The organism is Donghicola sp., assembly GCF_025210255.1.
GTDB lineage: Bacteria > Pseudomonadota > Alphaproteobacteria > Rhodobacterales > Rhodobacteraceae > Donghicola > Donghicola eburneus.
In genome coordinates this window covers 16,017-29,296 of the sequence record NZ_JAOARZ010000028.1, presented here as the reverse complement: position 1 = coordinate 29,296, position 13,280 = coordinate 16,017, and the positions used below count along the sequence as shown (strand labels likewise).

13 protein-coding genes are annotated in these 13,280 nt (G+C 59.3%); 9 read left to right on the top strand and 4 right to left on the bottom strand.

The annotated features are described in order from the left end of the window. The 4 genes from N4A58_RS13780 to tldD all read right to left on the bottom strand — a co-directional run. Positions 1-183: CoA-transferase (locus N4A58_RS13780; RefSeq protein WP_293710501.1), on the bottom strand; the 183-nt coding region annotated here is incomplete at its 3' end. Positions 184-303: 120 nt separating this feature from the next. After that, a complete protein-coding gene (gene topA / locus N4A58_RS13775; protein WP_293710499.1) occupies positions 304-2,883 on the bottom strand; it encodes a type I DNA topoisomerase in 2,580 nt (859 codons plus the stop codon). Between the two features lie 105 nt (positions 2,884-2,988). Then, positions 2,989-4,155, bottom strand: coding sequence for a DNA-processing protein DprA (gene dprA / locus N4A58_RS13770; protein WP_293710497.1), 1,167 nt, complete (start codon positions 4,153-4,155; stop codon positions 2,989-2,991). Between the two features lie 49 nt (positions 4,156-4,204). Next, the gene (gene tldD / locus N4A58_RS13765) at positions 4,205-5,626 is read right to left on the bottom strand and encodes a metalloprotease TldD (protein ID WP_293710495.1); all 1,422 of its coding nucleotides are present in this window, start codon (positions 5,624-5,626) and stop codon (positions 4,205-4,207) included. A gap of 181 nt (positions 5,627-5,807) precedes the next feature. Between tldD and coxB the strand changes: the two genes are divergently transcribed. The 9 genes from coxB to N4A58_RS13720 all read left to right on the top strand — a co-directional run bounded on the left by coxB (position 5,808) and on the right by N4A58_RS13720 (position 13,278). Then, entirely contained in the window at positions 5,808-6,650 is an 843-nt protein-coding gene (gene coxB / locus N4A58_RS13760; RefSeq protein ID WP_293710493.1) for a cytochrome c oxidase subunit II, read from the top strand. A 98-nt stretch (positions 6,651-6,748) separates the two neighbouring features. Beyond that, positions 6,749-7,693 carry a heme o synthase gene (gene cyoE, locus N4A58_RS13755; RefSeq protein WP_293710491.1) on the top strand — a complete coding sequence of 315 codons (945 nt, stop codon included), beginning with the start codon at positions 6,749-6,751 and terminating at the stop codon, positions 7,691-7,693. Then, on the top strand, positions 7,690-7,884 hold the full coding sequence (locus N4A58_RS13750; protein ID WP_072705726.1) for a hypothetical protein: 195 nt from the start codon (positions 7,690-7,692) through the stop codon (positions 7,882-7,884). The genes cyoE and N4A58_RS13750 overlap by 4 nt, the downstream gene beginning before the upstream one ends. Beyond that, complete coding sequence (locus tag N4A58_RS13745; protein WP_293710489.1) at positions 7,884-8,459, top strand: cytochrome c oxidase assembly protein; 576 nt, start codon at positions 7,884-7,886, stop codon at positions 8,457-8,459. Before N4A58_RS13750 ends, N4A58_RS13745 begins: the two co-directional genes overlap by 1 nt. 22 nt (positions 8,460-8,481) lie before the next feature. Then, positions 8,482-9,270 (top strand): cytochrome c oxidase subunit 3, encoded by a 789-nt coding sequence (locus tag N4A58_RS13740; RefSeq protein ID WP_072705730.1) that lies wholly within the window; start codon positions 8,482-8,484, stop codon positions 9,268-9,270. Between the two features lie 98 nt (positions 9,271-9,368). Beyond that, the gene (locus tag N4A58_RS13735) at positions 9,369-10,055 is read left to right on the top strand and encodes an SURF1 family protein (RefSeq protein WP_293710486.1); all 687 of its coding nucleotides are present in this window, start codon (positions 9,369-9,371) and stop codon (positions 10,053-10,055) included. After that, a complete protein-coding gene (gene thrC / locus N4A58_RS13730; protein ID WP_293710505.1) occupies positions 10,055-11,440 on the top strand; it encodes a threonine synthase in 1,386 nt (461 codons plus the stop codon). Before N4A58_RS13735 ends, thrC begins: the two co-directional genes overlap by 1 nt. Beyond that, positions 11,437-12,699: a pitrilysin family protein gene (locus N4A58_RS13725; protein ID WP_293710484.1), complete on the top strand. Its 1,263-nt coding sequence runs from the start codon at positions 11,437-11,439 to the stop codon at positions 12,697-12,699. Before thrC ends, N4A58_RS13725 begins: the two co-directional genes overlap by 4 nt. Continuing rightward, on the top strand, positions 12,700-13,278 hold the full coding sequence (locus tag N4A58_RS13720; protein WP_072705736.1) for a GNAT family protein: 579 nt from the start codon (positions 12,700-12,702) through the stop codon (positions 13,276-13,278). It abuts the gene before it with no gap. Positions 13,279-13,280: the final 2 nt, after the last annotated feature.

Here is a 13,280-nt window from a genome sequence, read left to right as displayed (position 1 = left end):
GCCAAAGCCATCCACACCGGCGTTGTTCGACGCAACGGTCAGACCTTTGACCCCGCTTTCCACGATCGCATCAATCAGCAGTTCGGGAATCCCGCACAGGCCAAAGCCCCCTGCCGCGATCAGCATGTCGTCGCGCAGCAGACCGTCCAAGGCCTCCGACGCGCTGCCATACACTTTGTTCATTAGAAAAATCCTCCGTGTATCTCGGAGGCGACTGTGGCGGGCAGGGTGCCTCAAGTCAATAAAATGCCGCGGCGCAGTATCGCGCCGCGGCTTTTGTCAATTTAGCGATCGCCCAAGAGCTTACTCTTCCGAGTCGGCCGCTTTCTTGGTGGTTTTCTTCGCTGCGGTCTTTTTCGCAGGGGCCTTCTTGGCAGCGGCTTTCTTGGGCGCGGCCTTCTTTTTGGTGCCCTTTTTCGATGCCTTGGCGTTCACCAATTCGATCGCCATTTCGGCGGTCACATCGGCTGGCTCCACGTCTTTGGGCAGGGTCGCGTTGACCTTTTCCCACTTCACGTAGGGGCCGTAGCGGCCGTCATAAACGTTCATCGCGCCGCCATCAGGGTGGTCCCCCAGTTCTTTCAAGGGCTTGGCAGTGCTGGCCGCGCCACGGCGACCACGGCTCTCGGCCTTTTTCGCCAACTCTTCGACGGCGCGGTTCATGCCGATGGTAAAGACGTCGTCCACCTCTTTGAGGTTCGCATATAGTTTGCCGTGTTTGACGAAGGGACCGTAGCGACCAATGCCAGCTTCGATCATTTCGCCGTCCTCGGGGTGGGGACCAACTTCGCGGGGCAGGCTCAGCAGCAGCAGCGCCTTGTCCAGATCCATCTCGTCCTTGGACCAACCGCGGGGCAGGCTGGAACGGTCAGGCTTTGGCTGTTCTGCGGTCGCTTCGCCCCGCTGCACATAGGGGCCAAAGCGGCCAGAGCGCAGGCTGATCTCGTTGCCGTCCTCGTCTTCCCCCAGAATCTGGTCGCCGGAATCATCGGTATCGCCATTGATCGGGCGAGTGTAACGACACTCGGGGTAGTTCGAGCAGCCGACGAACCCGCCTGTGCGCGAGGTTTTCAGGTGTAGCTGGCCTGCGCCACACTGGGGGCAGGTGCGGGGATCGCTGCCGTCCTCGCGAGGCGGGTAGAGTTGAGGCGCGAGTGCGTCATCCAGCACATCGAGCACTTCGGCGATACGCAGCTCGCTCGTTTCCTCGATCGCGGCGTGGAAATCCTTCCAGAATCGCGCCAGCAAGTCCTTGTAGTCGCGGTCGCCTGCGGACACGTCATCCAGCTCGCCTTCGAGCGCGGCAGTGAAGTCATACTCCACATAGCGCTTGAAGAAATTCAGGAGAAAGATCGTCACGATCCGGCCTTTATCCTCGGGAATCAGGCGGTTCTTGTCCTTGGTGACGTATTCGCGTTCCTGAATCGTGGTCACAATCGACGCATAGGTCGAGGGACGGCCGATGCCGAGCTCTTCCATACGTTTCACCAGCGTCGCCTCGGTGTAGCGGGGCGGGGGCTGGGTAAAGTGCTGTTCGGGGGCGACCTCGCGTTTGTCGGCCTTTTCCCCTTCGGTCAGGTGCGGCAGGCGCTTGTCATCCTCGTCCACAACATCGTCGCGGCCTTCTTCGTAGACCTTGAGGAAGCCGTCGAACAGGACAACCTGACCATTGGCGCGCAGCACCACTTGGCCATCCGCGCTGGCAATATCGACCACGGTGCGCTCCAGACGCGCGCCTTCCATCTGGCAGGCCAGTGTCCGCTTCCAGATCAGATCATAGAGGCGGGCCTGATCTTGTTCTTTCAGCTTCAGCGCAGCAGCGTCCTTGGTCATATCCGTGGGGCGGATACACTCGTGGGCTTCCTGCGCATTTTTGGCTTTGTTCTTGTAGATGCGCGGCGACGAGGGCACGTATTCCGCACCGTAACGATCTTTGATCGCCTCGCGGGCGGCAGTCACGGCCTCGGGAGCCATATCGATGCCGTCGGTACGCATATATGTAATGTGACCGGCTTCGTACAAACGCTGGGCAGCATTCATACATTGGCGGGCACCCATGCCGAATTTGCGGCTGGCTTCCTGCTGCAGGGTAGAGGTCATGAAGGGTGCCGAAGGGTTCCGGCTGGCGGGCTTTGCTTCGACCGAGCGTATCGTCAGATCGCGGCTGTTGATCGCCTGCACGGCCAGTTCGGCAGCGGTCTGGTCGGCCAGATCGAACTTATCCAGCTTCTTGCCCGCGTATTCGGTCAGACGGGCTTCGAATTCCTGATTGCGGGCGTTGGCCAACAAGGCTTTGACGGTCCAGTATTCACGGGCCTGAAACGCCTCGATCTCCATCTCTCGTTCGACGATCAAACGCAGGCAGACGGACTGCACACGGCCCGCGCTGCGCGCGCCGGGCAGTTTGCGCCACAGAACCGGCGACAGGTTGAAGCCCACCAGATAGTCCAGCGCGCGGCGCGCCAGATAGGCGTCCACCAGCGGCTGGTCCACATCACGGGGGTTTTTCATCGCCTCTGTCACAGCAGTCTTGGTGATCGCGTTGAACACCACCCGTTTGACTTCGGTCGACTTTTTGATCGCGCGACGCTTGGTCAGAGTTTCCTGCAAGTGCCAGCTGATGGCCTCTCCTTCGCGATCAGGGTCAGTCGCGAGAATAAGCGAGTCGTCGTCTTTGAGCGCATCTGCAATCGCTTTGACATGTTTGCGCGAGTCAGCCCCGACCTCCCATGTCATCGCGAACTGGTCATCGGGATCCACAGAACCGTTCTTGGCGGGCAGATCGCGGACGTGACCATAAGAGGCGAGCACAACGTAGTCTTTGCCGAGGTACTTATTAATGGTCTTGGCTTTGGCCGGGGACTCGACGACGACGACGGGCATGAAGGGCACCTCTTGCGATGGGTTCAGGTGGCGTATGGCGGCGCAACATGTGGGGTGCAAGGGGGGAATGTCAATCTTTGCTGGAAACTCCGGCAAACCTGACTGTCATGATCGCCGCGCGAGCAGGCCGCCAGGTTGGCGCTGTATTCGGCCGTCCAATTCCAGATCTACCAGCACAGACGTCACATGATGCGCAGGCTCAGATAGATCGCGGATCAGTTGGTCTTCGGCCAGTGGACAGGGCCCGAGACGGCCTAAGATTTCGCGGTGCAGGGCAAAGGTTTGTTCTTTGGTTCTGGTATCTTTGGCAGGCTCAGGCGGTGGCTCGAGCGGAAGCTGCGGCTCTTCGCACAAAGGAGAAAGCGCTTCGATAACGTCGCTGGCGCTGCGGACCAAGATTGCACCATCTCGGATCAACATATTGCAGCCCGAAGCGCGGGCATCGAATGGGTGTCCGGGAACGGCCAGAACGTCGCGCCCCAAATCCAGTGCATTTCTTGCGGTAATCAAACTGCCGGATTTCGCGGCGGCTTCGACAACAACTAGTGCGCGACTCAGGCCTGCGATGATTCTATTGCGGGCTGGGAAATGACGCGCGGTCGGCGTGGCCCCCATCGGAGCCTCGGACAGGCGAAGGCCTTGGGACGCGATTCCCTGCGCGATCGACGCGTTTTCCTGCGGATAAATAATGTCGACTCCGCCGCCCATAACGGCAATCGTCCCAGAGTTCAGGCTGACTTCGTGCGCGGCGGCGTCAATCCCGCGTGCAAGGCCCGAGACGACCACATATCCCGCCTCGCCAAGTTCCTGCGCCAGTTTGCGCGTCATCCGCAGGCCGAGCGACGATGCATTGCGTGCGCCCACCAGTGCGATCATCGGACGATTGAGCAACGCCGTTTCGCCGATCGCCCATAGAATCGGGGGCGGATCAGGTAGGTCGGTCAGGCTGTCTGGATAATCCGGTGTGCCATAACAGATCATGCGGGCACCGGCTTTGCGCCCATTGCTCATCTCGGCCAAGGCGACTTCGGGCGGGCAGGGGGCGTAGCTGTCGACCCCAGCGGCTTTGGCGATGTCAGGAAGTGCATCAAGTGCGGCATCCGCTGAGCCGTGCTCCGACATCAGCCGGTAGAAGGTCGCAATGCCGACTCGGCGCGAGCGCAAGAGGCGAAGCCATGAAACCCGCTCGTCTTCCGTGGTGGGTGGGAGTGGGTGGGGACTGGAAGAGTGAGTTTGGTGGGGCATCATGTCTCCGCCGTCTTGCAGAATCATGAATACCCCACCGAGTCTTAATCAGCGGTTAAGCCTAACGGAAAATGACTTAGACGGCCGATCCGCCGATGGTGAGGCCGCCAATAAGCAGGCTGGGTTGGCCAACGCCGACAGGCACCCACTGGCCCTGCTTGCCACAGTTGCCCATTCCGGGGTCCAGTTGCATGTCGTTTCCGATCCCGCGGATGTTCTGCAGCGCTGTTGCCCCATCCCCGATTAGCGTCGCACCTTTGATCGGGGCGCCGACGACACCATTGGTGACGCGGTAAGCCTCGGTACAGGAGAAGACGAACTTGCCGTTGGTGATGTCCACCTGCCCTCCGCCAAAGCCGACAGCGTAGATGCCGTCCTTCATGCTGCTGACCAGATCGGCAGGGTCCGAGTCACCGCCGAGCATATACGTGTTGGTCATGCGGGGCATAGGAATGTGGGCGTGGCTTTCGCGCCGCCCATTGCCAGTGGGTTTGACACCCATCAGCCGCGCATTCTGGCGATCCTGCATGTAGCCGACCAAGATGCCGTCCTCGATCAGGGTGTTCTTGCCGCTCGGGGTGCCCTCGTCATCGACGGTGATACTGCCGCGGCGGTCGGGGATGGTGCCATCGTCCAGAACAGTCACACCTTTGGCTGCAACCTGTTGTCCCATTAGGCCCGCAAACGCGCTGGTGCCTTTGCGATTGAAGTCACCCTCAAGCCCGTGACCCACCGCCTCGTGCAGTAGAATGCCCGGCCAACCCGGCCCAAGGACGATGTCCATGACGCCCGCAGGGGCGGGCACAGCGCTCAGGTTCACAACGGCTATGCGCAGCGCTTCGTCTGCGACGGATTTCCAGTGCTGCAGAGTTACGATCGGCGCCAATCCATGGCGGCCACCTCCACCTGCGCTGCCGGATTCGCGGCGTCCGTCCTGTTCGACGATCACACTTATATTCAGGCGCACCATGGGTCGCACGTCGGTCACGCTGTGACCTTCGGGGCGCAGTATTTCGACCTCTTGCAAAGACGCGGCGAGGCTCGCGGTCACTTGGACCACGCGCTTGTCGGCGGCACGCAAGTACGCGTCGATTTCTTTGAGCAAGTCCACGCGGGTCGCAAAAGCCAGCTCTTCGACTGGGTCCATATCGCCATAAAGCTTCAGGTTGGTACCTTCGGGGGGCAGAGCAAGAGTGCCGCCGCCATCGCCCACGGCCAAACGCGCAGTTTCGCTGGCGCGAGACAGCGCCCCTTCGGTGATTTCGGTCGAGTGCGCGTAACCAGCGACTTCGCCGCGCACTGCCCGTAGACCGAATCCCTCGCTTGCGTCATAAGATGCAGTACGCAACCGACCATCGTCGTAGGCGACGACCTCAGAGCGGCGACGTTCCAGAAACAGCTCTCCGTCGTCGGCTCCGTCAACGGCCCCACGCAGTTGCCCAAGGGCGGTTTCGCGGTCGATGAGGGTCTCGAATGGGCGGAAAGTGTCGGTTGACATGGGTTCTCCTGAAGGTCCGTCTTTGACTTGGATCAAAAAAGCGGCCCTTTGACGCGGTTCGCTATCTTGTTCCGAGTGACAGAATATGGTTTTTGCAGGACTGAACACAATGGATTCCGGGTGAATGCTTGTCAGTCCCCCGCAACAACGCGCTTAATGCCGAATAAGATCAGGGTGTAATATGCGACTTCTGACCAAAATGCTGGCCGCTATGGCCCTTATGCTTCCGCTTCCCGCTTTGGCCCAAGACGGGCTCGAGGTGCTTGGTAAGCCCCACGATGCGGGCGCTGCTTTCCAAGCGGCAGGGACCGAACTGGCCCGTGACATTCACTGGCTGGACAGCATGATCCTCGTGATCATCACCGCGATCGTTCTGTTCGTTTCGGCGCTGATGGCGTTCATCATCGTCCGCTACAATGAAAAGTCGAACCCCAAGCCGGCGACCTTTACGCACAACTCGCCGCTGGAAATCGCTTGGACCATTGTACCGATCGTTATTCTGGTCTTCATCGGCTCGTTCTCGCTGCCCGTTTTGTTCAAGCAGCAGGAAATCCCCGAGGGCGACATCACCATCAAAGTCACCGGCTACCAGTGGTACTGGGGCTACGAGTATGTTGACGAAGGCTTTGGCTTCGAAAGCTTCATGCTGCCCAAAGAAGACTTGGCAGAGTACGGCTACAACGAAGACGAATACCTGCTGGCCACCGACACCGCAGTTGTCGTGCCTGTAGGTGCCACTGTTGTGATGCAAGTCACCGGCGCGGACGTGATCCACAGCTGGACCATCCCCGCATTCGGCGTAAAGCAAGACGCGGTTCCCGGCCGTCTGGCAGAACTGTGGTTCGCAGCAGAGCGCGAAGGCGTTTACTTCGGCCAGTGCTCGGAGCTCTGCGGCAAAGACCACGCATACATGCCCATCACTGTCAAAGTTGTCAGCGAAGAGGCCTACCAGCAGTGGCTGGCAGGCGCGAAAGAAGAGTTCGCAGGCATTCCGCAGGCCTACCAGGTCGCTTCGGCGCAGTAACGCACCCAAACTTTAGGCCCGCCCCGATAACGTTCCGCGTGGACGGTCGGGGCGGGCCTTCACCCAAATAGACCCTTAGCCATCGAGACGGATCCGCCATGAGCGATACCAGCTTTGACAGCAGCCAGACCACCGAGGCCAGCTTTGGCGATTACTTCGCCCTTCTGAAGCCACGCGTGATGTCCCTCGTCGTCTTTACGGCGCTGGTGGGCTTGCTTGTTGCCCCCGGTTCTGTTCACCCAATCGAAGGTTTTGCGGCGATTCTGTTCATCGCATTGGGCGGTGGCGCATCTGGCGCCCTGAACATGTGGTACGACGCTGACATCGACCGCATCATGAAGCGGACCCAAAAGCGTCCGATCCCCGCAGGTAAAGTCACCCGTGACGAGGCTTTCGCCATCGGTATTGCTCTATCTTGCCTCTCGGTCATTATGCTGGGCCTTGCGTCGAACCTTGTCGCGGCTGGCCTGCTGGCATTTACCATTTTCTTCTACGTCGTGATCTACACCATGTGGCTCAAGCGCTCGACTCCGCAGAACATCGTGATCGGTGGTGCGGCAGGCGCATTCCCTCCGATGATCGGATGGGCCGTCTCCACGGGTGATATTTCGATCGAATCGATCATGATGTTCGCGATCACCTTCTTCTGGACCCCGCCCCACTTCTGGGCGCTGGCGTTATTCATGAAGTCTGACTACTCGGATGCGAAAGTGCCGATGCTGACCGTCACCCACGGTCGCCGCAACACGCGCATTCAGATCTTTGCCTACACCGTTCTGCTGGCAGCATTGTCGGTTGGCATGTCCTTCACCGCGCTGAACGGGCCTGTCTTCTTGGCGACTGCCGTCATTCTGAACCTGTTGTTCATCAAGGGCGCGTGGACCATCCTGCGCCGCAACGAAGAGCAGGCCGAAGGTGACAACTACGCAGCGGAGCGCAGCTTCTTCAAACTTTCGCTGCTATACCTGTTCCTGCTGTTCACCGCGATTCTAGCGGATGCCGTGCTGGTGCGCATGGGCATCGGCCTTGGGGGCTGGGTATGAGCAATTTCCGTCCCGACCATGAACTTCACCAGCGTCGCCGCGGCCGGAACTTCGGTCTGCTTGCGGTCCTGATCGGGTTCGTTGCGCTGGTGTTCCTGTTGACTGTGGTCAAGGTGCAGAACGGCGGCAAAGTCGAAGCGTTCGATCATACCGCCCGTCCGTCACTTACCACTCCGGAAGGAGGACAATGATGGAAGGCAAAAAGAAAACAGTCGTACAACTGGTTTCAGTTGTTCTGGTCATGGGCGCGCTCGCTTGGGCGGCTGTCCCGCTTTATGACCTGTTCTGCCGTGTCACCGGTTTTGGCGGCGAGACTCAGGTTGCGACCTCGGAATCCGAAACGATTCTGGATCAGACCATCAAGATCAAGTTCGACGCTTCCAAAGAGCGCGGCATGCCATGGGAATTCAAACCCATGCAGCGCGAGATGGAACTGCGCATCGGCGAAAGCGGCCTTGCCTTCTACGAGGCTTATAACCCGACCGATCACGTTGTGGCAGGCACTGCCAGCTACAATGTCGCGCCCTTTGCAGCGGGCGGGTACTTTGTAAAGATTGCTTGCTTCTGCTTCACCGAGCAGGTGCTACAGCCAGGAGAGCGGGTCGAGATGCCCGTGACCTTCTATGTCGACCCCGAGATTGTAGATGACCCCGAGGCGAAATACGCCAAGCACATCACACTCTCGTATACCTTCCACGAGATGGATCTCGCCGATACTGATTATCAGGCGGCACTCGAGACCGAAAAAACAACAGAAATTAACTAAGCCTTCCAACGAGGGACCTTCAATGGCGCACGCAAAAAACCACGACTACCACGTTCTGCCCCCATCCATTTGGCCTTTCCTTGGCTCGATTGCCGGCTTTGTCATGCTGTTCGGCGCGGTCCTTTGGATGAAGGAAAGCGGCCCTTGGATGTTCCTCATCGGCTTCGTCGGCGTTCTCTACGTCATGTTTGGCTGGTGGTCGGACACCATCTCGGAAAACCAGGCGGGCGACCACACTCCCGTTGTTCAGATTGGTCTGCGCTACGGCTTCATCCTGTTCATCATGTCCGAAGTCATGTTCTTTGCGGCATGGTTCTGGTCGTTCTTCAAGCACGCGCTGTACCCCATGCCCGCCGTTGGCGGCGTTTGGCCCCCCGAAGGCATCGAGACCTTTGATCCTTGGCACCTGCCCCTGATCAACACCCTAATCCTGCTGTGCTCGGGTGCGGCGGCGACTTGGGCGCACCACGCTCTCGTTCACGAGAACAACCGCAAAGACATCAAGTCGGGCCTGCTGCTGGCCGTCATCCTTGGCCTGATCTTCAGCGTGTTCCAGGCATACGAATACAGCCACGCGTCCTTCGGCTTTGCTGGCAACATCTATGGCGCCAACTTCTTCATGGCGACCGGCTTCCACGGTTTCCACGTGATCGTTGGTACCATCTTCCTGTTCATCTGCTACCTGCGCACCGTGCGCGGTCACTTCACCCCCGAGAACCACATCGGCTTTGAAGCAGCAGCTTGGTACTGGCACTTCGTTGACGTTGTCTGGCTGTTCCTGTTCGCAGCTGTTTACATCTGGGGCGGCTAACCGCCAGCGCACCAGTTGCCGGTTGAAATTCCAGCCGCAGTGAATATCACAGCAAGGTGCGCAAGATGCGCACCTTGTTTTCGTTTGAAAGGCCCGAAATGCGTCGCTCTGTAATCCTGATCGTGGTCGGTATCGCTGTTGCGGCTGTCCTGCTCGGGCTTGGCAAATGGCAGGTGGAGCGTCTGGCGTGGAAAAACCAGATGCTGGCCGATATTGAAGCCCACATCACCCAAGCGCCTGTTGCCGTGCCCGCCAACCCGGATCCCATCGCGGACCGCTATCTGCCAGTCAGTGTGACCGGCACGGTCACGACCGATGAGCTGCACGTATTGGCCTCGGCGCGGGGGCAGGGGGCTGGCTACCGGATCATCACTGCGTTCGAGACCGAGGATGGCCGCCGCCTGATGCTGGATCGGGGGTTCGTCGCCATCAATGCCAAGGACGACACCCGTCCCGAACACGATGCGACCATCATCGGCAACCTGCATTGGCCGGACGAGCGTACAGGCTCCACCCCTGGAAATGACCTTGTGAACAACGACTGGTTCTCGCGCGATATCCCGCAGATGGCGCAGGCTCTCGACGCCGAGCCGATCCTGATCGTCGTCCGCGACACCGACTATCCCGAACCGCGTGTGACCCCTTGGCCGGTGGACACGGCAGGTATCCCGAACAATCACCTTGAATACGCCGTAACGTGGTTCAGTTTCGCCGCGATCTGGATTATCGGCATTGCATACCTCCTGTGGCGCGACCGCAGGGCAAAAGATGAAAGGCCCGAATGATGCAATACATCTCGACCCGAGGCTCTGCGCCGACGCTGACCTTTGACGAGGCGATGCTGACTGGCCTCGCACGCGACGGTGGTCTCTATGTTCCCGCCGAGATCCCCACCATGACGGCCGAAGACATCGCCGCGCTGGCTGGCCTTCCTTATGAGGAAGTCGCCTTTCGTGTGATGCGTCCTTATCTGGGAACGTCATTCACCGACGACGAATTCCGCGGGATCATCGAACGGGCCTATGCCGGTTTCGGCCACGACGCCCGCGCGCCGCTCAAGCAACTCGCACCCGGTCATTTCCTGTGTGAGCTGTTCCATGGGCCGACCTTGGCGTTCAAAGACTTCGCCATGCAGCTCATCGGTCAGCTGTTCGAATTTGAGCTCAAGCGCCGCGACAGCCGCGTGACCATTGTGGGCGCGACCTCGGGCGATACCGGTTCTGCCGCGATCGAAGCGTTCCGTGGTCTGGACGCGGTGGACGTGTTCATCCTGTTCCCCCATGGCCGTGTGTCTGAAGTGCAGCGTCGTCAGATGACCACCCCGTCCGAAGACAACGTGCACGCGCTGGCGCTGGACGGTCACTTTGATGACTGTCAGGCCCGCGTCAAAGACATGTTTAACGACTTCGAGTTCCGCGATGGCGTGAAGCTGGCGGGCGTGAACAGCATCAACTGGGCCCGTGTTCTGGCGCAGGTGGTCTACTACTTCACCTCGGCGGTTGCTCTGGGTGCGCCCCATCGCAAGGTCAGCTTCACCGTGCCGACCGGCAACTTTGGCGATATCTTCGCTGGGTACATCGCGAAGCGCATGGGCCTGCCGATTGATCGTCTGGTCGTCGCGACCAACCAGAACGACATCCTGCACCGCTGCCTGTCGACGTCCGAATACATGGTCGACGGCGTGATCCCCTCAATCAGCCCGTCGATGGACATTCAGGTGTCTTCGAACTTTGAGCGTGCGCTGTTCGATGCCTATGGCCGCGACGGCACGGCCGTTGCGCAACTGATGGACGAACTCAAAGCAGGCGGCTTCAAGGTTAGCCAAGGTGCCTTGCAGGCTCTGCGAGAGAACTTCGACAGTGGTCGCTGTTCCGAAGAGGAAACGCTGGCAACGATTACGCGCACTCTGAAGCATTCGGCAGAGCTGCTGTGTCCCCACAGCGCGGTTGGCGTACATGTTGCAGAAGCGCATATGGGCAGCAGTCCGATGGTTACTCTTGCAACTGCGCACCCCGCGAAATTCCCCGATGCGGTTGAGAAAGCTACAGGCGTGCGTCCGGGGCTTCCCCCGCGGATGGCTGACCTATATGAGCGTTCGGAACGCGTGACCCGCGTCGAAAACGACCTGCTGGCGATTGAAACTCTAATTAAGGATCGGATCCACCTTTGACCGTTCAGACCCATACCCTTTCCAATGGCTTCCGCGTTGTGACGGAGCACATGCCTGGCCTCGAATCCGCTGCGATCGGGATTTGGGTCGGTGCCGGTGCGCGCCACGAAAGGGTAGAACAGAACGGCATTGCCCACTTCCTAGAGCACATGGCCTTCAAAGGCACCAAACGTCGCTCTGCGCTGGAGATTGCCGAAGTGATCGAGGATGTGGGCGGGTATATCAACGCCTATACCTCGCGAGAGGTCACAGCCTATTACGCCCGCGTGTTGGCAAATGACGTGCCACTGGCGCTAGACGTGATTGCGGACATTCTGCTGAACCCGACCTTTGACGAGAACGAGATCGAGGTCGAACGTGGCGTGATTTTGCAAGAGATCGGTCAGGCGCTGGACACGCCTGACGACGTGATCTTTGACTGGTTGCAAGAAGAGGCCTACCCAAACCAACCTCTTGGTCGGACCATCCTTGGACCCTCCGAGCGCGTGCGCCACTTCAGCCGCGAGGATTTGTCGGGCTTTGTCGAGGAACACTATGGCCCCGGCCAAATGATTCTGTCGGCAGCTGGCGCTGTCGACCACGACGCTATCGTGCGCGAGGCGGAGAAGCTGTTCGGTCATATGAAGCCGGGTTCGGCACAGCACGAAGACGCTGCAGCATTCCAAGGGGGCGAGCGCCGCGAAGTGAAAAAGCTGGAGCAGGCGCACTTCACGTTGGCCTTTGAAAGCCCCGGCTACCGTGCGGATGATTTCTTTACCGGCCAGATCTATGCGAACGCGCTGGGGGGAGGGATGTCCTCTCGTCTGTTCCAGGAAATTCGCGAACACCGCGGTTTGTGCTACACGATCTTTAGCCAAGCGGGCGCTTATTCCGACACCGGCCTAATCACCGTTTACGCTGGTACCAGCGCCGAACAGCTGGGTGAATTGGCAGAAGTCACCATCGACGAAATGCGCCGTATCAACGAGGATCTGCGTATCGCCGAGATTGATCGCGCCCGTGCCCAGATGAAGGCCGGCATGCTCATGGGACTCGAAAGCCCGTCGAATCGTGCTGAACGTTTGGCCCGTATGATGTCGATCTGGGGCCGTGTGCCCGATTTGTCAGAGACTGTAGCGCGAATCGATGCCGTTACTCTTGAAAACGTGCGTGATTTCGGAATCAATCTTGCCACCAATGCGCCGTCCGCGATGGCGCTCTATGGTCCCGTAGACAATGCGCCTTTCCTGGCCGCGTTGAAAGAGAGGCTGGCTGGATAAATGCTGCTGAACAAACGGAAGTTTCGCCTGGAGACCGAGCGTATGACGTTACGACTCCCGCTCCATGGCGACTACCGTGCGTGGAGCACGCTGCGTTTTTCCTGTCGTGATTTCCTGACACCGTGGGAACCCACATGGGCCGAGGATCATCTCAGCCGCAAAGCCTTTACCAACCGCGTTTACTGGGCCAGTCGATCCATGTCTCAGGGCACCGCTGTGCCGCTATTTATGATCCGTCGGTCTGATGACATGCTGCTTGGTGCGATTACCTTGGACAATGTACGTCGAGGGCCTGCGCAGATGGGCACGATCGGTTACTGGATCGGCGAACCCTTTGCCCGCCAAGGATATATGACCGAAGCGATTGCCGCGATTGTGCACCATGCCTTTACGCGCATGGACCTGAGCCGGATCGAAGCGGCCTGCCTGCCGGAAAACAAGCCCTCGCACGGCGTGCTCGAAAAATGCGGGTTCAAGTACGAGGGCGTCGCGCAATCCTATCTGCAGATCGACGGTCGCTGGCGTAATCATGTGCTTTTCGCAGCTCTTCGCCATGATCGACGGGGCAAGACGGTTTAGTT

Bases quoted from the DNA above. Each gene is read 5' to 3' on its own strand.
- topA (WP_293710499.1), bottom strand. From the start codon at position 2,883: ATGCCCGTCGTCGTCGTCGAGTCCCCGGCCAAAGCCAAGACCATTAAT.
- dprA (WP_293710497.1), bottom strand. From the start codon at position 4,155: ATGATTCTGCAAGACGGCGGAGACATGATGCCCCACCAAACTCACTCT.
- tldD (WP_293710495.1), bottom strand. From the start codon at position 5,626: ATGTCAACCGACACTTTCCGCCCATTCGAGACCCTCATCGACCGCGAA.
- coxB (WP_293710493.1), top strand. From the start codon at position 5,808: ATGCGACTTCTGACCAAAATGCTGGCCGCTATGGCCCTTATGCTTCCG.
- cyoE (WP_293710491.1), top strand. From the start codon at position 6,749: ATGAGCGATACCAGCTTTGACAGCAGCCAGACCACCGAGGCCAGCTTT.
- N4A58_RS13750 (WP_072705726.1), top strand. From the start codon at position 7,690: ATGAGCAATTTCCGTCCCGACCATGAACTTCACCAGCGTCGCCGCGGC.
- N4A58_RS13745 (WP_293710489.1), top strand. From the start codon at position 7,884: ATGGAAGGCAAAAAGAAAACAGTCGTACAACTGGTTTCAGTTGTTCTG.
- N4A58_RS13740 (WP_072705730.1), top strand. From the start codon at position 8,482: ATGGCGCACGCAAAAAACCACGACTACCACGTTCTGCCCCCATCCATT.
- N4A58_RS13735 (WP_293710486.1), top strand. From the start codon at position 9,369: ATGCGTCGCTCTGTAATCCTGATCGTGGTCGGTATCGCTGTTGCGGCT.
- thrC (WP_293710505.1), top strand. From the start codon at position 10,055: ATGCAATACATCTCGACCCGAGGCTCTGCGCCGACGCTGACCTTTGAC.
- N4A58_RS13720 (WP_072705736.1), top strand. From the start codon at position 12,700: ATGCTGCTGAACAAACGGAAGTTTCGCCTGGAGACCGAGCGTATGACG.